This is a genomic window from Streptomyces griseomycini, assembly GCF_014203535.1.
Taxonomy (GTDB): Bacteria; Actinomycetota; Actinomycetes; order Streptomycetales; family Streptomycetaceae; genus Streptomyces; species Streptomyces griseomycini.
On sequence record NZ_JACHJI010000014.1, the window covers coordinates 138,618 to 159,638 of the forward strand.

The 21,021-nt window shown below is 72.6% G+C and carries 17 protein-coding genes; 8 read left to right on the plus strand and 9 right to left on the minus strand.

Features of this window, described 5'->3' with window-relative positions; genetic code table 11:
- Positions 1-95 precede the first annotated feature (95 nt).
- Positions 96-815: a FadR/GntR family transcriptional regulator gene (locus FHS37_RS30835; protein ID WP_184827288.1), complete on the minus strand. Its 720-nt coding sequence runs from the start codon at positions 813-815 to the stop codon at positions 96-98.
- 88 nt (positions 816-903) lie between these two features.
- Positions 904-1,092 carry a hypothetical protein gene (locus FHS37_RS30840; RefSeq protein WP_184827393.1) on the minus strand — a complete coding sequence of 63 codons (189 nt, stop codon included), beginning with the start codon at positions 1,090-1,092 and terminating at the stop codon, positions 904-906.
- Here FHS37_RS30840 and FHS37_RS30845 point away from each other — a divergent pair.
- The 8 genes from FHS37_RS30845 (at position 1,052) to FHS37_RS30880 (ending at position 12,145) form a co-directional block, all read left to right on the plus strand.
- Positions 1,052-2,605 (plus strand): ABC transporter substrate-binding protein, encoded by a 1,554-nt coding sequence (locus FHS37_RS30845; protein ID WP_184827383.1) that lies wholly within the window; start codon positions 1,052-1,054, stop codon positions 2,603-2,605. The two genes, FHS37_RS30840 and FHS37_RS30845, sit on opposite strands and share 41 nt — an antisense overlap.
- Before the next feature lie 80 nt (positions 2,606-2,685).
- A complete protein-coding gene (locus FHS37_RS30850) occupies positions 2,686-3,636 on the plus strand; it encodes an ABC transporter permease (RefSeq protein ID WP_184827290.1) in 951 nt (316 codons plus the stop codon).
- Complete coding sequence (locus tag FHS37_RS30855; RefSeq protein ID WP_184827292.1) at positions 3,636-5,609, plus strand: dipeptide/oligopeptide/nickel ABC transporter permease/ATP-binding protein; 1,974 nt, start codon at positions 3,636-3,638, stop codon at positions 5,607-5,609. The genes FHS37_RS30850 and FHS37_RS30855 overlap by 1 nt, the downstream gene beginning before the upstream one ends.
- Complete coding sequence (locus tag FHS37_RS30860) at positions 5,606-6,664, plus strand: oligopeptide/dipeptide ABC transporter ATP-binding protein (protein ID WP_184827294.1); 1,059 nt, start codon at positions 5,606-5,608, stop codon at positions 6,662-6,664. Before FHS37_RS30855 ends, FHS37_RS30860 begins: the two co-directional genes overlap by 4 nt.
- 155 nt (positions 6,665-6,819) lie before the next feature.
- Positions 6,820-7,005 carry a hypothetical protein gene (locus FHS37_RS30865; RefSeq protein ID WP_184827296.1) on the plus strand — a complete coding sequence of 62 codons (186 nt, stop codon included), beginning with the start codon at positions 6,820-6,822 and terminating at the stop codon, positions 7,003-7,005.
- A gap of 86 nt (positions 7,006-7,091) precedes the next feature.
- Complete coding sequence (lplAB, locus tag FHS37_RS30870; protein WP_184827298.1) at positions 7,092-8,156, plus strand: lipoate-protein ligase LplAB; 1,065 nt, start codon at positions 7,092-7,094, stop codon at positions 8,154-8,156.
- A 2,051-nt stretch (positions 8,157-10,207) separates the two neighbouring features.
- A complete protein-coding gene (locus FHS37_RS30875) occupies positions 10,208-10,876 on the plus strand; it encodes a hypothetical protein (RefSeq protein ID WP_184827300.1) in 669 nt (222 codons plus the stop codon).
- Between the two features lie 381 nt (positions 10,877-11,257).
- Positions 11,258-12,145 (plus strand): CAP domain-containing protein, encoded by an 888-nt coding sequence (locus tag FHS37_RS30880; RefSeq protein WP_184827302.1) that lies wholly within the window; start codon positions 11,258-11,260, stop codon positions 12,143-12,145.
- Positions 12,146-12,155: 10 nt separating this feature from the next.
- Here FHS37_RS30880 and FHS37_RS30885 read toward each other — a convergent pair whose 3' ends face one another.
- The 7 genes from FHS37_RS30885 to FHS37_RS30915 all read right to left on the minus strand — a co-directional run bounded on the left by FHS37_RS30885 (position 12,156) and on the right by FHS37_RS30915 (position 20,862).
- Positions 12,156-13,676 carry an NCS1 family nucleobase:cation symporter-1 gene (locus FHS37_RS30885; protein ID WP_184827304.1) on the minus strand — a complete coding sequence of 507 codons (1,521 nt, stop codon included), beginning with the start codon at positions 13,674-13,676 and terminating at the stop codon, positions 12,156-12,158.
- Between the two features lie 27 nt (positions 13,677-13,703).
- Positions 13,704-14,705, minus strand: coding sequence for a TIGR03842 family LLM class F420-dependent oxidoreductase (locus FHS37_RS30890; RefSeq protein WP_184827306.1), 1,002 nt, complete (start codon positions 14,703-14,705; stop codon positions 13,704-13,706).
- Between the two features lie 11 nt (positions 14,706-14,716).
- On the minus strand, positions 14,717-16,120 hold the full coding sequence (gene hydA, locus FHS37_RS30895) for a dihydropyrimidinase (RefSeq protein ID WP_184827308.1): 1,404 nt from the start codon (positions 16,118-16,120) through the stop codon (positions 14,717-14,719).
- 31 nt (positions 16,121-16,151) lie between these two features.
- On the minus strand, positions 16,152-16,994 hold the full coding sequence (locus FHS37_RS30900) for a nitrilase-related carbon-nitrogen hydrolase (RefSeq protein WP_184827310.1): 843 nt from the start codon (positions 16,992-16,994) through the stop codon (positions 16,152-16,154).
- 155 nt (positions 16,995-17,149) lie between these two features.
- Positions 17,150-18,709: a PucR family transcriptional regulator gene (locus FHS37_RS30905; protein WP_184827312.1), complete on the minus strand. Its 1,560-nt coding sequence runs from the start codon at positions 18,707-18,709 to the stop codon at positions 17,150-17,152.
- Positions 18,710-18,736: 27 nt separating this feature from the next.
- On the minus strand, positions 18,737-20,023 hold the full coding sequence (locus FHS37_RS30910; RefSeq protein ID WP_184827314.1) for an aspartate aminotransferase family protein: 1,287 nt from the start codon (positions 20,021-20,023) through the stop codon (positions 18,737-18,739).
- Positions 20,020-20,862 (minus strand): nitrilase-related carbon-nitrogen hydrolase, encoded by an 843-nt coding sequence (locus tag FHS37_RS30915; RefSeq protein WP_184827316.1) that lies wholly within the window; start codon positions 20,860-20,862, stop codon positions 20,020-20,022. Before FHS37_RS30915 ends, FHS37_RS30910 begins: the two co-directional genes overlap by 4 nt.
- Positions 20,863-21,021 lie beyond the last annotated feature (159 nt).

Below are 21,021 nucleotides of genomic sequence, written 5' to 3' on the forward strand. Positions count from 1 at the left end.
CACGGCCCGGCCCCGCCCTCGCGACGGCCGGACCCCCGTACGACACGGCGGAGGCGGCCCCGCACCGGGACCGCCTCCGCCGTGGAAGGACCGGTTCAGCGGCGGGCGCGGGCCTCCGCGATGCGCTGCCGCACCGGCGCGTAGTGGTCGGCCAGCGCGGCCGCGAACTCCACGGGGTCCCGGTCCCGCACGGCGTCCACGATGCGCTGGTGATGGGCGATGGTGGCGGCCTCGTGCTCGTGCGTGAAGACGTCGAGGTGCGGCGCGACGATGACGTAGACGTCCCAGAAGGCCGTGGAGAGCTGCCCGATGAGGTCGTTGCCGAGGGGGGCGAGGAGCAGGGTGTGGAAGGCGCGGTCGGCCTCGACGAAGCCGTGCCCCTCCCCGGCGCCCGCCCTGCGCATCTCGTCGACGAGCGCCGCCAGGCGGCCGATCTGCTCGTCGTCGAGGGACCGCACGAGTCGTTCCGCCATGCCGCGCTCGAACAGCTCGCGCACCTCGATGAGGTCGCTCATCACCTGGAAGTCGTCGTCGGGACTGAGCAGACCGCGGAAGGCCAGGCTCTCCACCAGGGCGGACAGGCTCAGCCGGCCGACATAGGTGCCGTGACCGTGGCGCACCTCGACGATGTCGAGCGCGGTGAGGATCCGGATGGCCTCCCGCACGCTGGAGCGGCTGGCGCCGAGCGCCTCGCACAGGGCGGGCTCGGTCGGCAGCGGGTCCCCGGGGCGCAACTGGTTGCGCAGAATGTACGACTTGATGCCGTCCACGACCTCCTGTCGCAACGGCTGCCGTGCCGTCTTGGGCTCCGGCACGGCATGCCGGATCGCCCTTTGTCCCACCGCCACCTCTTGACCCCTCTCCCTCGTCCGACTACGTTCCCACGCTATCAAGCATCAGACATCAGACGTCTGATGCATCCTCGGCGAGATACGTTCGCGCCGGCCCGTCGCACAGAATCAGCCATTCCGCTTCCTTGCCCGTCACGTCTCCCCGCCAGGAGGGTTCCTTGTCCCCGCGCAGCGCAGCCGGCGTCGACCGCCGCACCTTCATGAGATACACCAGCGCCATCGGTGTGGCGACCGCGATCACCGCGGGACTGTCCGCCTGCGGCGGCCCGGGCAGCACCGGTGACGGCTCCGGCGGTTCCGGCGGCGACACCGGCACCATCGAAGCCGGGCTCTCCTACCCCCTCTCCACGGGCTTCGACCCCATGATCACCTCCGGCGCGACCCCGTTCGCCGCCAACATGCACATCTTCGAGGGCCTGGTGGACCTCGACCCGGCCACGCTCGTCGCCCGGCCGGCGCTGGCCACCGGGATGCCGAAGAAGATCAACGCGACCACCTACCGCGCCACCCTGCGCAAGGGGGCCACCTTCCACGACGGCTCGGCGGTCACGGCGGACGACGTGGTGTTCAGCTTCGAGCGGGTCCTCGACCCGAGGAACGCCTCGCTGATGGCACAGTTCGTGCCGTTCATCGACCGGGTGGAGGCGGTCGACGCGTCGACGGTCGAGTTCAGGCTGAAGCACGCCTTCGCCCTCTTCCCGTCGCGCATATCCGTGGTGCGCATCGTGCCGAAGAAGATCGCCGGCGCCGACGCCAAGGCCTTCGACGCCCAGCCGGTCGGCTCGGGTCCGTACCGCTTCGTCTCGGCGGTCCGCGAGGACAAGATCGTGATGGAGGCGTACGACGAGTACAACGGGCCGCACCCGGCCAGGGCCGAGAAGATGGTCTGGCACCTGATGTCCGACCCGTCGGCCCGGGTCAGCGCGCTCAAGTCCGGCCGGGTGCAGGCCATCGAGGACGTGCCCTACATCGACATCGAGGGCTTCACGGGCAAGGACAAGGTGGAGTCCGTCCAGTCCTTCGGCCTGCTCTTCCTGATGTTCAACTGCAAGGACGAGCGCTTCGCGGACAAGCGGGTGCGCCAGGCCCTGCACTACGCGCTCGACACCGAGAAGCTCATCTCCACGGCCCTGCTGGGCAACGCCGAGCCGGCCACCGGATACGTGCCGGCCACGCACCCCGACTACCGCGAGGCCGCCACCGTGTACGGCCACGACCTCGCCAGGGCCAAGAAGCTGCTCGACGAGGCGGGCGTGGGCAGGCTCTCCTTCACCCTGCTGGTCACGGACACCGGCTGGGTCAAGGACATCGCGCCGCTGATCAAGGAGAGCTGGGCGGCGGCCGGCATCGAGGCCAGGCTGGACATCGCCCAGTCCCCCGCCCAGTACGCCAAGGTCGACAAGGGCGACTTCGAGGTGCTGGCGGCGCCGGGCGACCCGTCCGTCTTCGGCAACGACGCCGACCTGCTGCTGCGCTGGTTCTACTACGGCTTCTGGCCGGAGAAGCGGTACGGCTGGACGGGCGCCCCCGCCTACAAGCAGGTCAGGTCGCTGCTGGACAAGGCCGCTTCGGAGGCCGACGCGGCCAAGCGCAAGGAGCTGTGGGGCCAGGTCACCGACCTGGTCGCCGAGGAGGCGGCCCTGTACCCGGTGCTGCACCGCAAGCTGCCCACCGCCTGGAAGGACGGAGCGCTGCCGGGCTTCAAGCCGCTGCCCACCACCGGCCTGTCCTTCGTCGACGTCGGCCGCGCCTGAGCCCCGTCCGCACAGGCCGTCGGGCCGCCGCCGCGCCACGGGCCGGCGGCGACCCGGCCCCAACCCCTAGGAACCTCACGATGGTTGCATTCCTCCGGCTCGCGCTGCGCCGCGTCGCGATGATGCCGGTGATGGTGCTCGGCATCGCGCTGCTGGTCTTCGTGGTGCTGCAGTTCTCACCGGTCGACCCCGCGTACAACGCGCTCGGGGACAGCGCGAGCCCCGAGGCACGTGCCGCGTTCGCCGAGGCGCACGGTCTCGACGACCCGCTCCCGGTGCGCTACTTCGCCTTCCTGGCCGATCTGGTGCAGGGGGACCTCGGTGTCACCGTGCCGCCCAGCCAGCCCGTCGCCGACCGGATCGCCACCGCGTTCCCGCTCACCCTGCAGCTGACGCTGCTCGGCCTCGCGCTGGCCGTCCTGCTGGCCCTGGTCCTCGGCGTCACCAGCGCCATGTACCGGGACCGCTGGCCCGACCAGGTCTTCCGCGTCCTGTCGATGGCCGGCATCGCCCTGCCCTCGTTCTGGCTCGGTGTGCTGCTCATCCAGCAGTTCGCGCTGAACGTGCCGCTCTTCCCGACGGGCGGCTACGTCAATCCCGCCGACTCCCTCGGCGGCTGGCTGGAGAGCATGACCCTGCCCGCGGTCGCCCTCGCCCTGCCGGTCGCCTCCTCGCTGGCCCGGCTGATCCGCACCGCGATGGTCGCCGAACTCGACCGCGACTACGTGCGCACCGCCCGGGGCAGCGGCCTGCCGCCGTTCCTGATCGTCCGGTCGGTGCTGCGCAACGCCCTGGTCACCCCGCTGACCGTGCTCGGCGTCAAGGTCGGCTACATGCTCAGCGGCGCCGTCGTCATCGAGGCGATCTTCGACCTGCCCGGCATGGGCAAGCTGATCCTCGAGGGCGTCAACGGAGGCGACGTCGGGCTGGTCCAGGGCACGGTGCTCACCATCGCCATCGCCTTCCTCGTGGTCAACGTCGTCGTCGACCTGCTCTACCTGCTCGTCAACCCGCGCATCAGGACGGTGTGATGTTCGCCCCACGCTCCCTCGCCGAGCGGCTGAAGCCCGGCACCCGCCTGCGCCGCCTGCCCGTGACCTCGCGGGTCGCCCTCGGAATCCTCGTCGTCGTCGTGCTCGGCGCGGTCTTCGCACCGCTGCTCACCCAGGACCCGCTCACCACCGGCACCCCCGCCCTGCCGCCGGGCGCCGACCACTGGTTCGGCACCGACCGGGCGGGCCGCGACGTGTTCGCGCGGGTCGTGCACGGTGCGCGCTACTCCCTCGTGATCGGCCTCGGCGCGACGCTGCTCGCGCTGGTGATCGGCTCGGTGCTGGGCGCCCTGGCGGCCACCTCCCGCAGGCTCGCCGACGAGTCGGTGATGCGCACGCTCGACGTCGTCATGTCGTTCCCGCCGATCGCGCTGGCCGCGGTCCTCGTCGCCGTGTTCGGGCCCAGTGTCCCGGTCATCATCTCCACGATCGCCTTCGTCTACTCGCCCTCGCTCGCCCGTGTCGTACGGGCCAACGTGCTGGAACAGTACGGCGAGGACTACGTCGCCGCCGAGCAGGTCGTCGGCGCCCGCCGCCACCACATCGTGGCCCGGCACGTCGCCGTCAACTGCGCGGCGCCGGTGCTGGTGTTCGCGACCGTCATGGTCGCCGACTCGATCATCTTCGAGGCGAGCCTGTCCTTCATCGGCGCCGGCGTGCAGGACCCCGACCCGAGCTGGGGCAGCGTGCTGGCCTACGGCCGGCAGATCCTGCTCTCGGGCGGCTGGTGGGCGACCCTCTTCCCCGGTCTGTGCCTGCTGGTCACGGTGCTCGCGCTGAACGTCCTGTCCGAGGGCATGACGGACGCCGCCGCGTCCCCCGACAAGGCCCGTGCCGGCGACGACTCCGGCGAGAAGGCGGCCGCCGAGGTCGCTCCCGCCGTCGACCGGGCCGAGGTGGACGCCGCGCTCGCCGAGCTGGCCACCCGGCTCGAGGCCACCGAGCCCGCCGTGCCGCCGCTGCCCGACGACGCGCCCGACCTGCTCGTCGTCCGCGACCTGGCGATCCGCTTCCCCGACCGCTACGGCGACATCCGCGTCGTCGACGGCATCTCGTTCACCGTCCGCGAGGGCGAGACCCTCGGCCTGGTCGGCGAGTCGGGCTGCGGCAAGTCGATCACCAGTCTCGCGATCATGGGCCTGCTGGCGCGCAACGCCGAGGCCGAGGGCGAGATCCTCTACCGGGGCCGCGACCTGCTGAAGCTGTCGCCGAAGGAGCGCCGGGCGCTCATGGGCCCTCAGATCGCGATGGTCTACCAGGACGCCATGTCGTCGCTCAACCCGTCGGTGCTGATCGGCACCCAGCTCAAGCGGCTCACCTCGCGCGGCGGCACCCGCACCCCCGCCGAGCTGCTGGAACTGGTCGGCCTGTCCCCCGAGCGCACCCTGCGCAGCTACCCGCACGAGCTCTCCGGCGGCCAGCGCCAGCGCGTGCTCATCGCCATGGCGCTCTCCCGCAGCCCGCGCCTGCTGATCGCCGACGAGCCGACGACCGCGCTCGACGTCACCGTGCAGGCGCAGGTCGTCGAACTGCTGGTGAGGCTGCGCGACGAGCTCGGCTTCGCGATGGTGCTCGTCTCGCACGACCTGGCGCTGGTCGGCGACCTCGCCCACCGGGTCGCGGTGATGTACGCCGGTCAGGTCGCCGAGGCCGGCGCCACCCGCTCCCTGCTGACGGACCCGGCGCACCACTACAGCCGGGGGCTGCTCGGCTCCGTCGTCTCGCTGGAGGCGGGCGCGGAGCGGCTGCACCAGATCCGCGGTGTGGTGCCCGCGCCCAGGGCGTTCGGCGCCGGCTGCCGGTTCGCCTCCCGCTGCGCCGCCGCGACCGGGCTGTGCGCCACCACCCCGCCGCCCGCCGCCGACCGCGCCGGTGCGCAGGACCACCTGTTCGCCTGCCACCACCCCGCGCCCGTGCACCCGTCGGCCAAGTCGCTGGAGGGTGCCCGATGACCGCCCCGAAGGACACCACGATGGACCCGCTGGACACCACGACGGAACCGCTCGTCCGACTCGACCGCGTCCACGTCCGGCACAAGGCGCGCAGCGGCGGCATCCTGCGCCGGGACGCCGTGCACGCCCTGACCGACGCCTCCCTGGAGGTCCGGCGCGGCGAGATCCTCGGCCTGGTCGGCGAGTCGGGCTGCGGCAAGTCCACCCTGGCGCGGGTGGTCACCGGGCTCCGGCGTCCGACCGAGGGCCGGGTGTACTTCAAGGGCCAGGACCTGTGGCGGATGCCGGCCGCGGAACGCCGCAGCCGCTTCGGGGCCGGTGTCGGCGTGGTCTTCCAGGACCCGTCCACCGCGCTGAACCCGCGGCTGCCGGTGCGACGGATCCTGCGCGACCCGCTGGACGTGCACGATCGCGGCACCCGTGCCGAGCGCGAGCGACGCGTCGAGGAGCTCCTGGACCTGGTCGGCCTGCCGGGACACACCCTGGGGGCGCTGCCGGGCCAGCTCTCCGGCGGCCAGCGCCAGCGGGTGGCCATCGCCCGCGCCCTGGCCCTGGAGCCGGAGCTGATCGTCGCCGACGAACCCACCAGCGCCCTGGACGTGTCCGTGCGCGCCCAGATCCTCAACCTCCTGGTGGACCTGCGCGCCCGCCTCGGCCTCGCCATGGTGTTCATCTCCCACGACGTGCAGACCGTGCGTTACCTGTCCGACCGCATCGCCGTGCTGTACCTCGGCCGCGTCGTCGAGGAGGGCGGGGCCGCGCGGGTCACCGGCGACTCCCGGCACCCGTACACCGAGGCGCTGCTGTCGGCCACGCCCAGCCTGCTGGAGCGGCCCGAGCGCATCGTGCTGCACGGCCCGGTGCCCTCGGCGACCAACCCGCCCTCCGGCTGCCCGTTCCGCACCCGCTGCTGGAAGGCGGACGACGCCTGCGCCACCGCGTTCCCGGCCGCCTCGGACGGCCCGGACGGTCACCGCTGGCACTGCGTGCACCCGCAGCCGGGGGCGGACGCCGCCGTGCCGTCCCCGTCCGGAGGCGTCGCACGCGACGACTGACGGACGCCGGGCGGTGCGCCGCTCCGGCGCGCCGCCCGGCGAGCGGGCCGCCGTCCCGCGGTCTCCCGGCGGCCGGACGAATCACCGGGGCCGGAGGCGTTCGATCGGGGCGGGAGGGGAACCCGGGACCGGGTGTGATACGGAGGGAGCCCGAGATGGCGGACGACGACTTCTACACACGTGACCGCCCGGACCACCCGGAACTCCCGGAGGACCGGCCCAGGGGCGGCGGCCCGGAGGACGCACCGGCGCGGAGCGGGAGCCGGCGGGGCAAGCCCGTATGGGCCGTCATCGCGCTCGTCGCCCTCGTGATCATCCTCCTGGCGCTCTTCATGCCCTGAGCGGCCTCCGGCCGTGCCGGGCCACCGCGGGAACACCGCGGCCGCCTCCGCTGTTGACTCCCAGCGGTACAGCGAAAGGCGGGACCGTGCACGGTGAGTACAAGGTTCCCGGCGGCAAGCTCGTCGTCGTGGACGTGGACGTGGAGGACGGCGTGCTGCGCCGCGCGCGCGTGGCGGGCGACTTCTTCCTCGAACCGGACGAGGCGCTGGACGCCGTGAACCGCGCCCTGGACGGCGCCCCCGCCGACACCGACGCCGCCGGGCTCGCCGCACGGATCGACGCGGCCCTGCCCGAGGGGACCGTGATGTACGGGCTGACCTCGGAGGGCGTCGGCGTCGCGGTGCGCCGCGCGCTCGCGCACGCCACCGACTGGACCGACTACGACTGGCAGTTGGTCCACGAGGGCCCGCAGGCCCCGGCGCTGCACATGGCGCTGGACGAGGTGCTCACCGCCGAGGTCGCCGCCGGACGCCGGCCGCCGACGCTCAGGGTGTGGGAGTGGGGCGCCCCGGCGGTGATCATCGGCAGTTTCCAGTCCCTGCGCAACGAGGTCGATCCCGAGGGCGCGAAGCGGCACGGCATCGAGGTCGTGCGCCGCATCTCCGGCGGCGGCGCGATGTTCGTGGAGCCCGGCAACACCATCACGTACTCGCTGTCGGTGCCGGAGGCGCTGGTGCAGGGGCTGTCCTTCCAGGACAGCTACGCCTACCTCGACGAGTGGGTGCTCGGCGCGCTCGGCGACATGGGGATCAGGGCCTGGTACCAGCCGCTGAACGACATCGCCACCGACCAGGGCAAGATCGCAGGCGCCGCCCAGAAGCGGATCGTGGGACCGCACGGCGGCCCCGGCGCCGTGCTGCACCACGTGACCATGGCCTACGACATCGACGCCGACAAGATGGTCGAGGTGCTGCGCATCGGGCGGGAGAAGCTGTCCGACAAGGGCACGAAGAGCGCGAAGAAGCGGGTGGACCCGCTGCGCCGGCAGACCGGTCTGCCGCGCGAGGCCGTCATCGAGCGGATGACCGACTCCTTCCGCGCCCGGTACGGACTGGCCGACGGCAAGGTGACGGACGAGGAGCTGGCCCGCGCCCAGGAGCTCGCACGGACGAAGTTCGCCTCCCCGGAGTGGACCGCCCGCGTGCCGTGACCGTCCGCACCGCACGCCGGCGCGGCCCGGACGGGTACGGCCGGGGACGTGTCGCGGCGGTGCTCCTCGACTGAGCGGAGCCCCCCGGGCGGTCCGGCGACGCGACGTGGTGTCCGTGCGCGGACGACGCCTCGCACGGCCCTGCCGTATCCGCCGTCCCGTTCCGGTGCCGACAGCACTTTCATGGCGCGCAGCAGGGCGTTCGCGGCCTGGAAGCCGCTGGTGGCGGCCCGCTCCATGAGGGCCACCGGCGGGTCGACGCGGACCAGGCCGCCGGCGAGGACGAGGCGGGGGTCCGGTGTCGTCGCCGTCGGACGGTCGCCGAATCCGCCGACGGGGAACAGCGGGCAGTCCGCGTGGAGTTCGTGACGCTCGTCGACCACCTCGGCGTCCGCCGCCTCCGGGCAGACGCGTCGCGTCCCCTGTGCCACCCGGGTGCGCACCCGGTCCGGATCGGCGTCGTCGGGCAGGGCGTGGGCGTGCAGTTCCACGACACAGCCACCGGTCCGCCGCGCCCACGTCCGCGCCTCCTCCTCGTAGCGGCCGAGCACGCTGTTGTTGTCCAGCGGGCCGAATCCGCCGGTGCCCAGGAAGACGGGCCGGTCGGCGTGCAGCGGCCGGCCGAGCCACAGGCGGGAGACCAGGAAGGGGGCGCGCGCTGCGCAGGCGCGCGATCCGTCGGCGCCGCTCCGGCCCCCCAGGTCCGGTGAGGCCGCGACGACGCGCTGCAGGCCCCGGGTGTCCGCGGCGAGCACCACGGCGTCGGCGGCGTGCTCCCCGGCCGTCGCCCCTCCCTCGGTCACGACGGTGAACGCACGGTGCCGCCCGGACGCGACCGCGGTCACGGCGGTACCGGTGTGGACCGTCGCCCCGAGCCCGCGCGGACGGGCGTGCAGGGGGTGCCGCACGGCGGCGTCGAAGGACTTCCGGGGCACGTCGCAGAGCAGCCCCTCGCTGGATCCGAGGAAGTAGACGTGGAACATGAGGGCCGGTTCGGCGGCCGAGAGCTCGGCGGGGTCGGCGAAGAAGCTGCGGGAGAGGACCTCGAAGGCGAGACGGTGGGCGTTCGGCGGGAAGCGGATCCGCCGCAGGAAGGGCGCGGGCGTCGAGGTGGTCGAGCCTGTGGTGGACCCGGGGCACGTCCACGTCGAGGAGCTCGAGGTCTCGACCGCCACGGCGGCGGCCGCCGCGAGCGGCCCCGCCGAGAGGAGGTCGGGCGGCAGGGCACGCACCACGCGCGTGCCGGCGCAGCGCCGCACCAGCACCACCCACGTCGACGCCAGGACGCTCCCGGAGGGGTCGTACCCTCCGTGGAGCCCGGCCCGCCGGGCCAGGGTGGCGGCCCGGTCGCGCCTCCCCGGTGCTCCGGGCCCCCGCGTCCCGTCCGCGCGGAGAACCCCCGGGCACGGGATCGGGACGTCGGTCCCCGGGCAGTACGGTATTCCACGGGCGGCGCGTCCTCGTGCACGTCCCCGTCCACCGGGCCGACGGGACGCCGGACGGCGGAGCGGACCGCCGCACGGCGGGGTGTGCCACGGGCCGGGGGCGGCGGCATCCGCGACCGGGGCGGCCGGAGCACGGCGGACGCGTGCGGAACCGTCCCGGACTCGTCCCCGACGGGGACTGCGGCTTCCGCACCAGGGCGGTGCGGGTCACCGGAGGGGGAATCCGCCCCCGCCGTGCGGCCGTCCCCCCGGCAGCGGGCCGGCCCCGCGGCGTCCGGCGTGCCCCGGGAACGCGCACCGCGCGCAGTCGTGCGGGACCGTGATCCGGTGTCAGCCGCCGGAGGTGCGCCCGGACCCGCGAGCACCCGCCCGGCAGCCGACGCGGGCGCAGTCCGTCTCCCGGAGCGGGTCGGCCGCGTGCCCCGGCGCACCCACCTCACCTGTGCGCGCGGGGGGTTGGGGCGGACGTCCGCCCCGGACGGCGCTCTCCCGTCACCGCCCGCCTACGGAGCGAGTTGGCCCTTCCGCACCACAACGATGCGTGTGACACTGGCGTCCCGTCCGCAGTGCGGACCCCTTCCGCACCGTCCCCCACGAGAAGTCGCCGTGCGCTCCTTTCCCCTGCCGCTCGCCCTGACCGCGCGTCTGTCCCCGGTGGTCGTCCTCGCCACGGCGGGTTGGGCGCTGTCCTCCGGCCCTCTGGCCGCACCGGAGGCCGCCGAGAAGAAGCCCACGGAACGGACGACGGAGAACCGGTCCGCCTCCGCCCCGTCGGCGACGCAGGTGGCGAAGACGTACACCGCCGCGCCCGCGCCGTGCACCGCACTGGCGGAAAAGACCGTCAAGTCCCTCGTGCCGGGCGCCAAGACGGCCGGCAAGGAGATACCGTCCACGGACACCGAGCTGCGCCGCACCTGCTCCTGGAACGCGCTCAAGGGCTACGAGTACCGCTGGCTCGACGTGTCCTTCGAGGTGCTGGAGTCGGACGAGGCGGCGGAGCGGTCGTACGAGGGGCGCCTGGAGGAGAAGAGCGGCGGGGGCGCGGTTCCCGGACTCGGTGACGCCGCGTACTCGGTGGTGAACCTCGCCACCGAGGACAAGCAGCAGACCCGGGAGGGCGTGGTGGTGGCCCGCGCCTCCAACGCGCTGGTGATCGTGACGTACAACGGCAGCGACTTCGAGTCGAAGAAGGCGCCGGGCACGGACGAGATCAACAAGGGCGCCATCAAGGCCGCCAAGGAGGCGGTGGCGGCCCTGGCGGACGGGCGGGACTGAGCCCGTCCGTCCCCTCCGGCACCGGCCGGAATTCGGTATTCCGTGACATCCGTCACGCCGCGTCTCGATCTACGCAAGCCGCTTAGTAGAACCCGCCCCGGTGACATATGGGATTTGTCCGTCTTGCCGTGATCGTGGGGCGGGCCGCGGCGGGCGGCACTCCGACGGGAAGCCGAGAGTCGCGGCTCTTTGGTGGTGCAAAGGGTTCTGACGAATCGGCAGGCACCCCGAAGGACGGGCGACGGCCAGGTCAGCACGGTCTCCCGTTCACCGCAATACCCCCGCAGACCTACGAAGCGCAATAGTGCAAAGGCCCTTTGCGCCCGGCGCCGGAGCATCCGAAGAATGACCAGCCTCCGGACAGCAGGGGTGAGATCACGCATGGGAAAGCACCGCCATCAGCAGAAGTACCGGCGGACGGTCGTCACGGCAGTCGCCTTGGGGGTCATAGGCATCCCCTCTGCCGCCATGGCCTGTGCCGACTGGTCCGACGACGGACAGCGGCAGCACCGGGACACCGCCGCGCCGGCCGCGGCCGAGGACAGGTGGGGCGACGCCGACCGGTACAGCCGGTGGAGCGGCCGGCAGCACGGTGAGCCCGCGGCGGCACCGTCGAGCACGCCGACCGCCACCGCGGACGCCTCGAAGAGCGGCGCACCGGAGCCCGGCAGCGCCGAGCCGTCCTCCGAGCCGTCGCACAAGGAGTCGCACAAGCCGTCGCGCAAGCCGTCGTCCGAGCCGAAGAAGACGGCCCCCGAGGCGTCCGCCTCCAAGCCGGCCACCACGGCTCCGAAGCCCACCACCGCGGCCCCGAAGCCCACAACCGCGGCCCCGAAGCCCACCACCGCCGCCCCGAAGCCCACCACCGCCGCCCCGAGTCCCGCCGAGGCATCCGGCGCCGTCGCCCGGGTCCTGGAACTCGTCAACGCCGAGCGCGGCAAGGCCGGTTGCTCCCCGGTGAAGGTGAACACCGCCCTGACCGAGGCCGCGCAGGACCACAGCGAGGACATGGCGGCGAGCGGCACCATGTCGCACACCGGCTCGGACGGCTCCTCGCCCGCCGACCGCATCACCCGCGCCGGCTACAGCTGGAGCACCTACGGCGAGAACGTCGCCTACGGCTACTCCACCCCCGAGCAGGTGATGCAGGGCTGGATGAACAGCCCCGGCCACAAGAAGAACATCCTCAACTGCGCGTTCGAGGAGATCGGCGTCGGTCTCGCGCAGCCCGGCTCCTACTGGACCCAGGACTTCGGCACGGCCCGGTAGGCCCGTACGCTCACCCGCGCCCGCGACCTGCCATCAGCGCGACGTACACGACCAGCGACGCCGCCAGCCCGACCGCCCAGCCGTAGTCGGCGAGGGGCTCGAGGAAGGGGATCAGCCCGTCCTCGGGGAAGGGTCCCTTGCCCGGGGCCGAGTGCGAGCCGCCCACCGCGAGCACCCCGCCGACCAGGAAGGCGACGACGGCGCGCAGGTTCCAGCCGGACGTGTACCAGTAGCGTCCGCCCGGTGTGTACAGGGCGGGCAGGTCCAGGGCGGTGCGGCGCACGAGCCAGTAGTCGGCGATGAGGATCCCGGCGACGGTGCCCAGCAGCCCGCCGACCAGGCCGAGCCAGGTGAAGATGTACAGCTCGGGTGTCTCGGTGAGCTTCCACGGCATGATCAGCACGCCGACGACGCCGGTGATCAGCGCGCCGGTGCGGAAGCTGATGAGGCGCGGCGCCAGGTTCGCCAGGTCGTACGCCGGTGAGACCACGTTCGCCGCGATGTTCACCGAGATGGTGGCGACGAGCACCGTCACCAGGGCGAAGAGCAGCCCGAAGACGTTGTCGGTCTCGGCGGCCAGCGCCACGGGGTCCCAGATCGGGGCCCCGTGGACCGCCTGCGAGCCGGAGGTGACGAACACCGACAGCAGCGCGAACAGCGTCATGGTGGTGGGCAGCCCGAGCGTCTGCCCCCAGACCTGGGCGCGCTGTCCCGCGCCGAAGCGGGTGAAGTCGGGGATGTTCAGGCTCAGGGTCGACCAGAAGGCGATCATGCCCATGAGGGACGGGAAGAACACCGGCCAGAAGTCGGCGCCCCAGCCGAGCCGCGACGGCTGGTCGAGCAGCGGCCCGAGGCCGCCGGCCTTGTTCGCGATCCAGACCAGCAGCACCAGCGCGCCCACGATGACGAACGGCGCGGCCCAGTTCTCGAACCGGCGCAGTGCCTCCATCCCCCGGTGGATGATGGCCAGTTCCAGCGCCCAGAACAGGACGAAACACACCCAGAGCGTCCACGGCTGGCCGCCGACCTCCGACGCCCCGGCCCAGCCGCCGAACACCTTGTCGAGCAGGACGAAGATCCCCTGACCGCCGATCCAGGTCTGGATGCCGAACCAGGCGCACGCCACCCCGGCCCGGATCATCGCCGGCAGGTTGGCGCCGCGCAGCCCGAAGGAGGCCCGGGCCAGCACCGGGAACGGAATGCCGTACTTGGGGCCGGCGTGACCGGTCAGCAGCATCGGCGCGAGCACGATGACGTTGGCGAGCGCGATGGTGAACACGGCCTGCTTCCAGTCCATGCCCAGCGCGACGAGACCGGAGGCGAGGAGCCAGGAGGGGATGTTGTGCGCCATCCCCACCCACAGGGCCGCGAAGTTGTACGTCGTCCAGCGGCGGCGGGCCAGCGGCACGGGCAGCAGGTCGTCGTTGACGAAGCGGTCGTCGGTGAGGGTGACGCCCGGCGGGAGCTCGACGCGTCCCGCCGGGTCGGGTACGGGTCGGTCGGAGGGCGTCGGCGGGACGGTCGCGGTCATGGGCGTGCCCTTCGGCGGAGGGACCGTTCAGTGGTCGAGTGCCGGGATGATCTCCGCGCCGTACGCGTCGATCGTCGTCTCCTGCGCGTCGTGCATGTCGTACACGGCGAACTGGTCCACACCCAGTTCGCGCAGCGCCTGCAGCTTCTCGATGTGCGCCCCGGCCGGGCCGAGCAGGCAGAACCGGTCGACGATCTCGTCGGGGACGAAGTCCGTGGACGGGTTGCCGGCCCGCCCGTGGTGGCTGTAGTCGTAGCCGTGCCGCTCCTTGATGTACGACGTCAGCGCCTCGGGGACCAGGTCCGAGTGCTCGCCGTAGCGGGCGACCAGGTCGGCGACGTGGTTGCCGACCATGCCGCCGAACCAGCGGCACTGCTCACGGGCGTGCGCCAGGTCGTCACCGACGTACGCCGGGGCGGCGACGCAGACGGTGACGGAGGCGGGGTCGCGCCCCGCCTCCACGGCCGCGGCGCGCACGGCCTTGACCATCCACTCGGTCAGGTACGGGTCGGCGAGCTGGAGGATGAAGCCGTCGGCCTTCCGTCCGGCGAGGGCGAGCGCCTTCGGCCCGTACGCCGCCATCCAGACGGGCAGCTTCCCGTCCCGCACCCACGGGATCCGCAGCGGCTGCCCGCCGACCTCGGTCTCGCGTCCCTCGGCGAGGTCGCGGATCACGTCGATCGCCTCGCCCAGGCGGGCCAGGGTGTTGGGTCTGCGTCCGGCGACGCGCATCGCGGAGTCGCCGCGGCCGATGCCGCAGACGGTGCGGTTGCCGAACATGTCGTTGAGGGTGGCGAAGGTGGAGGCGGTGACCTCCCAGGCGCGGGTGCCGGGGTTGGTGACCATCGGGCCGACCTTCAGCTTCGTGGTGCGGGCCAGGATCTGGCTGTAGATCACGAAGGGTTCCTGCCACAGCACGGTGGAGTCGAAGGTCCAGCCGTGGGTGAAGCCGTTGCGTTCGGCGCGCTTCATCAGGCTGACGACCCGCGAGGCCGGCGGGTCGGTCTGCAGGACGAGTCCGAAGTCCATGGGCGGCGCTCCTAGGTGAGGTACTGGCAGGTGGACCGCGGGGTGTAGGCGCCGTGACCGGCGCGCCCGGTGTACTCCCGCTCGGTGATGACGGGGACTCCGCGCGAGAGGACGGTCTCGACGCGGCCGGTGACCCGCTTGCCCTCGTAGGCCGAGTAGTCGACGTTCATGTGGTGGGTCTCGGCGGACATGACCTGCTCGGCGTGCGGGTCGTAGATCACGACGTCGGCGTCGGCACCCGGCGCGATCGTCCCCTTCTTGGGGTAGAGACCGAACATCCGGGCCGGGGTGGCGCAGGCGATCTCGATCCAGCGGCGGCGGGAGATGTGCCCGTCGAGCACGGCCTGGTGCAGCAGGTCCATGCGGTTCTCCACGCCCGGCAGACCGTTGGGGATCTTGGAGAAGTCGCCCCGGCCCAGCTCCTTCTGGCCGGTGAAGCAGAAGGGGCAGTGGTCGGTGGAGACCACCTGGAGGTCGTTGGTGCGCAGGCCCTTCCACAGGTGCGCCTGGTGTTCGCGCGGCCTCAGCGGCGTGCTGCACACGTACTTGGCGCCCTCGAAGTCCGGCTCGGCGAGGTTGTCGGTGGACAGGAACAGGTACTGCGGGCAGGTCTCGCCGAAGACCGGGAGCCCCTCGTCGCGGGCCCGGGCCAGCTCGGCGACGGCCTCCGTGGCGGAGACGTGCACGACGTACAGCGGGGCGCCGGCGACCTGGGCGAGCCGGATGGCGCGGTGGGTGGCCTCGGCCTCCAGCAGGGTCTTGCGGACCTCGCCGTGATGGCGCGGGTCGGTCTCCCCCCGGGCGAGGGCCTGCTCCACGAGCACGTCGATCGCGATGCCGTTCTCGGCGTGCATCATGATCAGCCCGCCGTTCTCGGCGGAGCGCTGCATGGCGCGCAGGATCTGGCCGTCGTCGGAGTAGAAGACGCCCGGGTAGGCCATGAACTGCTTGAAGGAGGTGACGCCCTCCTCGACCAGCAGGTCCATCTCCTTCAGCGTCTCCTCGTTCACATCGGAGACGATCATGTGGAAGCCGTAGTCGATCGCGCAGTTGCCCTCGGCCTTGGCGTGCCAGGCGTCCAGGCCGGCGCGCAGCGACCGGCCCACGCTCTGCACGGCGAAGTCGACGACGGTGGTGGTGCCGCCCCAGGCGGCGGCCCGGGTGCCCGTCTCGAAGGTGTCGGAGGCGAAGGTGCCGCCGAACGGCAGCTCCATGTGGGTGTGGGCGTCGACCCCGCCCGGAATGACGTACTTCCCGGTGGCGTCGATGGTCCGCCCGGCGGTGAAGGCCTCGGCGGCGGGGGTGCCGGAGGCGGCGAGGGCGGCGATGCGGCCGTCCTCGATCAGGACGTCGGCGTGCATCTCGTCGGCGGCGGTGACGACGAGGCCACCCCGGATGACGGTACGGCTGCTCATGGTGCTCCCTCTCCTCGCGTGCTCGGTGCGGTCAGGGCGCGGTCAGCGGCCCGTAGGCGCCCGGTGCGCGGTCGCGGTAGAACTGCCAGCGGTCGCGGACCTCGCGCAGCTTCGCCGTGTCCAGGTCCCGCACGACCAGTTCGGTCTCCTTGTCGCTCGCCGGCTCGCCGACGAACCGGGCCTCCGGGTCGACGAAGTAGCTCGTGCCGTAGAAGTCGTTGTCGCCGTACTCCTCCACGCCGACCCGGTTGATCGCGCCGACGAAGTACTCGTTGGCGACGGCCGCCGCCGGCTGCTCCAGCTGCCACAGGTAGCCGGAGAGTCCTCGCGAGGTGGCCGACGGGTTGAAGACGATCTCGGCGCCCGCGAGGCCGAGCGCCCGCCAGCCCTCCGGGAAGTGCCGGTCGTAGCAGATGTAGACGCCGATCCGGCCGGCCCTGGTGTCGAAGACGGGCCAGCCGCTGTTGCCGGGCCGGAAGTAGAACTTCTCCCAGAAGCCCTTCACCTGGGGGATGTGCGTCTTGCGGTACTTGCCGAGGTAGGAGCCGTCCGCGTCGATCACGGCGGCCGTGTTGTAGAGGACCCCGGGCTGCTCCTCCTCGTACATCGGCAGCACCAGGACGATGCCCAGCTCCCTGGCGAGGGCCTGGAAGCGCTTGACGACCGGGCCGTCCGGGACGCGTTCGGCGTACGCGTAGAACGCCGGGTCCTGCACCTGGCAGAAGTACGGCCCGTAGAACAGCTCCTGGAAGCAGAGCACGTGAGCGCCCTGGGCGGCGGCGTCGCGGGCGGCCTGCTCGTGGACCTGGATCATCGACTCCTTGTCGCCGGTCCAGGCGGTCTGGAAGACGGCGGCACGGATCACTGGGCTCATCGGGACCTCCGGTCGCTCGGTGTGCGCAGAGCGTAGGGAGCGGACGAGCCCTCTTTGAGGTGCACCGTGTCACGTCTGCGGGGGCGTGACGTGTCACCGTGTCACCCTTCGGTGCGCCCATTCTTCACCGCCGTTGTCGCACGTGGCTTCGGATGTCACTGCTGTTGCGCGTCGTGCGCGAGGAGCGCTATGTGCACCGAGGCGGCCTGCTCGAAGTCGTCGAGGTCCACCCCGAGGCGGGCCTGTATCGCCTCCAGGCGCCGGTACAGCGCGGGCCGGGAGACGTGGTGCAGCTGCGCGGTGCGGGACTTGTTGCGGCCGGTGGCGAGGTAGGTGCGCAGCACGGACAGCAGGTCCTCGTCGGGCTCGCACAGCAGCCCGTCCAGCTCCCGTTCCGCGAAGGACTGCACCTGGGGGTCGTCCCGCAGCAGCCGGATCAGCCCGCGCAGGTGGACGTCCCCGAGGCGGACCACGGCCGGCAGGTCCAGCGCGGCGGCGGAGCCGGCGACGGCGTCCACCACGTGCCGGGCCTCGCGCAGTCCGGCGGGCACGTCGTCGAAGGCGGTGCGCTCGTCGGCCGCCGCCACCACGACCGGGGCCGCCCCCGGCCCGGAGCGCAGCCGGGCCGCGAAGTGCGCGGTGAGTGCCTCGGCGTCCTGGTCCCGGGCGAGGCTGAGCAGCACGGTGGTCACCCCGCCGGCCAGCTCGGCGACGACCCCGGAGAGCCCCAGCAGGCGCAGGACCCGGTCGAGCCGGTGCGCCTCCCGGCCGTGTACGGCGAGGGGCACGAAGGTGCGCCGGTTGACCGGCAGCCCGGCCGCGCGGGCCCGGGGCAGCAGCTGCCGGGCCGGTACGACCCCGCTGACCAGGTCGGTCAGCAGGCTCTGCGCGGACTGCTCCTCCCAGGAACGGGCGGCGCCGCCGAGCATGCGGTGCAGGACGAGGGCCTCGGCGGCGCGGTCGGCGAGCAGCCGTCCGGTGGCCCTGTCGCCGCGGTAGCCGCACAGCACGATCCGGCCCCACCGCTCGCCGCGTCCGCCCAGTTCGGCGCGGATCCAGCCGTCCCCCTCACCGCCGCCGGCCTGGCGGGCGACGCGCTCCCAGTCGCGCAGCACGTCGTCCACGGCCGGCCGCTCCCCCGCCGTGCCGAGGACCCGGTGGGCGAGGTTGGTGACGACGACGGGACAGCCGCTGTGCCGGGCGACCTCGTCGAGCAGGCGCTGCAGCGGGGCGCCCGCGGTGATCAGTGCGGTGAGTTCGCCGCGCACGGCCTCGGAGAGGCTGACGGCGGCGAACTTCCGCCGCACCAGCCGGGACTGGACCTCCTCGGTCAGCTGGGCGAACGGGAACGGCCGGTGGAGCACCACCAGGGGCAGTCCGCAGCGCTCGGCCACGCGCCGCATCACGTCCGGCGGGGACGGGAAGGCGCGGCCCAGCCCGAGGACCAGGGCGGCGGCCTCCGCGCGGTGCAGGGAGCGGACGTACTCGGCCTGCTTGTCCTCGTCGCCGGCGAGCAGCACCCCGGTGGTCAGCACCATCTCGCCGCCGCTGAGCATCACCCCGACGTCGGCCGCCTCCGCGACGTGCACCCAGCGCACCGGCCGGTCCAGCCGGCGCGCGCCGGCCACCACCTCGGGCTCCCCGGCGAGCACCCGCTCCAGCGCGAGGACCTGCCGGACCGACAGCGCCGGCGCCGATGGCTCCCAGGTGGTCATGGCGGGGTCCTTCTGGTCGGTGTGCTGCTACTGGACGCTCCTCAGAGCGCGCTCGAGGATCGCGGCGCCCTCCTCGGCCTCCGCGACGTTGAGGGTGAGCGGCGGGGCGATGCGCAGGGCGCTGGTGTCGTGTCCGCCGCCCTTGCCGATGAGCAGCCCGCCCGCGCGGGCCTCCTCGAGGACGGCGGACACGGCCGCGGGATCGGCCTCGTCGGTGCCGGGCTTCGTCAGTTCGACGCCGATCATCAGTCCGCGCCCGCGCACCTCCCGTACCGCCGGCACCTGGGCGGCGACGGCCCGCAGCCGTTCGATGAGCATGCCGCCGACCCGGCGGGCGTTGCCCTGGAGGTCGTGCTCCAGCAGGTAGGTGAGGTTGGCCAGGCCCGCCGCCATGGTGATCTGGGTGCCGCCGAACGTCGAGATGCTGTTGGCGTCCAGGCAGTTCATGATCTCGGCACGGGCGACGACGCCGCCGATGGACATGCCGTTGCCGATGCCCTTGGCGAAGGTCACGATGTCGGGCGGGCCGCTGCGGCCGTGCGCCTGCCAGCCCCAGAAGTGTTCGCCGGTGCGGCCCCAGCCGGTCTGCACCTCGTCGGCGATCCACAGGACGCCGCGCTCGTGCAGCACCTCGCGGAAGGCCGCGTACAGTCCGTCGGGCGGCGAGGTGAAGCCGCCGACGCCCTGGATCGGCTCGGCGATCAGCGCGGCGGGCGGGCGGGTGTGGCCGAGCAGGTCCTTCAGGTCGTCGACGCAGGCCGCGACGAAGTCGCGGTCGTCGAGGGCGGCGTACGGGCCGCGGGTGCGGACGCCGCCGTGGACGTACAGCGTCTGCAGCGGGGACAGGGAGGTCGGGGACCAGCCGCGGTTGCCGGTGATGCCGACGGCGCTGAAGGAGCGTCCGTGGTAGCTGTTGCGCATCGCCAGGATCGTGTTGCTGCGCCGGTAGGTGGTGGCGAGCAGCAGGGCGGTGTCGTTGGCCTCGGTGCCGGAGGTGGTGAAGAACACCCGGGCGTCCGGGATGCCGCTCAACTGGGCGATGCGCTCCGCGAGTTCCACCATCGGCCGGTTGAGGTAGAGGGTGGAGGAGTGCAGGATCCGCCCGGCCTGCTCGCTGACCGCCTTGGTCACCTCGGGCAGGGCGTGGGCGGTCATGGTGGTGAGGATGCCGCCGAAGAAGTCGAGGTAGCGGTTGCCCCGTGAGTCCCAGACGTGGCGGCCCTCGCCGTGGGTGATCTCGATGGGCTCCTCGTAGTAGAAGGCGAGCCAGTCCGGGAGCACGGAGCGGTGGCGGCCCAGGAGGTCGTCGGTCACGGCTGCACCAGCCCTTCGTAGGCGTCGGGGCGGCGGTCGCGGTAGAAGGCCCACGTCTGCCGCACTTCCTCGATGAGGTCGAAGTCCAGGTCGCGGACCACGAGTTCCTCCTTGGTGTCGCTGGCGACGTCGCCGACGAACTGTCCGCGCGGGTCGACGAAGTACGAGGTCCCGTAGAAGTCGTTGTCCCCGTACTCCTCCCTGCCCACGCGGTTGATCGCGGCGACGAAGTACTCGTTGGCGACGGCCGCCGCCGGCTGCTCCAGCCGCCACAGGTGGGACGACAGGCCGCGGTGCGTGGCGGACGGGTTGTACACCAGCTGGGCTCCGTTGATCCCGAGTTGCCGCCACCCTTCCGGGAAGTGGCGGTCGTAGCAGATGTAGACGCCGACCTTGCCGACGGCGGTGTCGAAGACCGGCCAGCCGAGGTTGCCGGGCCGGAAGTAGAACTTCTCCCAGAAGCCCTTGACCTGCGGGATGTGGTGCTTGCGGTACTTGCCGAGGACGGTGCCGTCGGCGTCGATCACGGCGGCGGTGTTGTAGTAGTAGCCCGACTGCTCGACCTCGAACACCGGCACGACGATCACCATGCCGGTCTCGCGGGCCAGCTCCCGCATCCGGCGGGTGGTCGGGCCGTCGGGCACGGGCTCGGCCCAGCGGTAGTGCTCGGCGTCCTGGACCTGGCAGAAGTAGGGAGAGTTGAAGACTTCCTGGAACCCGATGATCCGTGCGCCCCGCCGGGCCGCCTCGCGGGCGTGCTCCTCGTGCTTCGCCAGCATGGACTCGGTGTCGCCGGTCCAGGTGGCCTGGACCAGGGCGGCACGTACGACGTTGGGCATGAGCTGCTCCTTCGACGCGACGTCAGCGCCTCTACGCCCGTAGAAACGGTCGTAGAGGGACGAACGTAAGCCTCTCGGACGGGCTTGCCAAGACCATCGTCGCCGAGGCCGTGGAGTCGGTCGCGTTTCGCACCCCGGTGGGTGAGTCGCGGGGCAGGT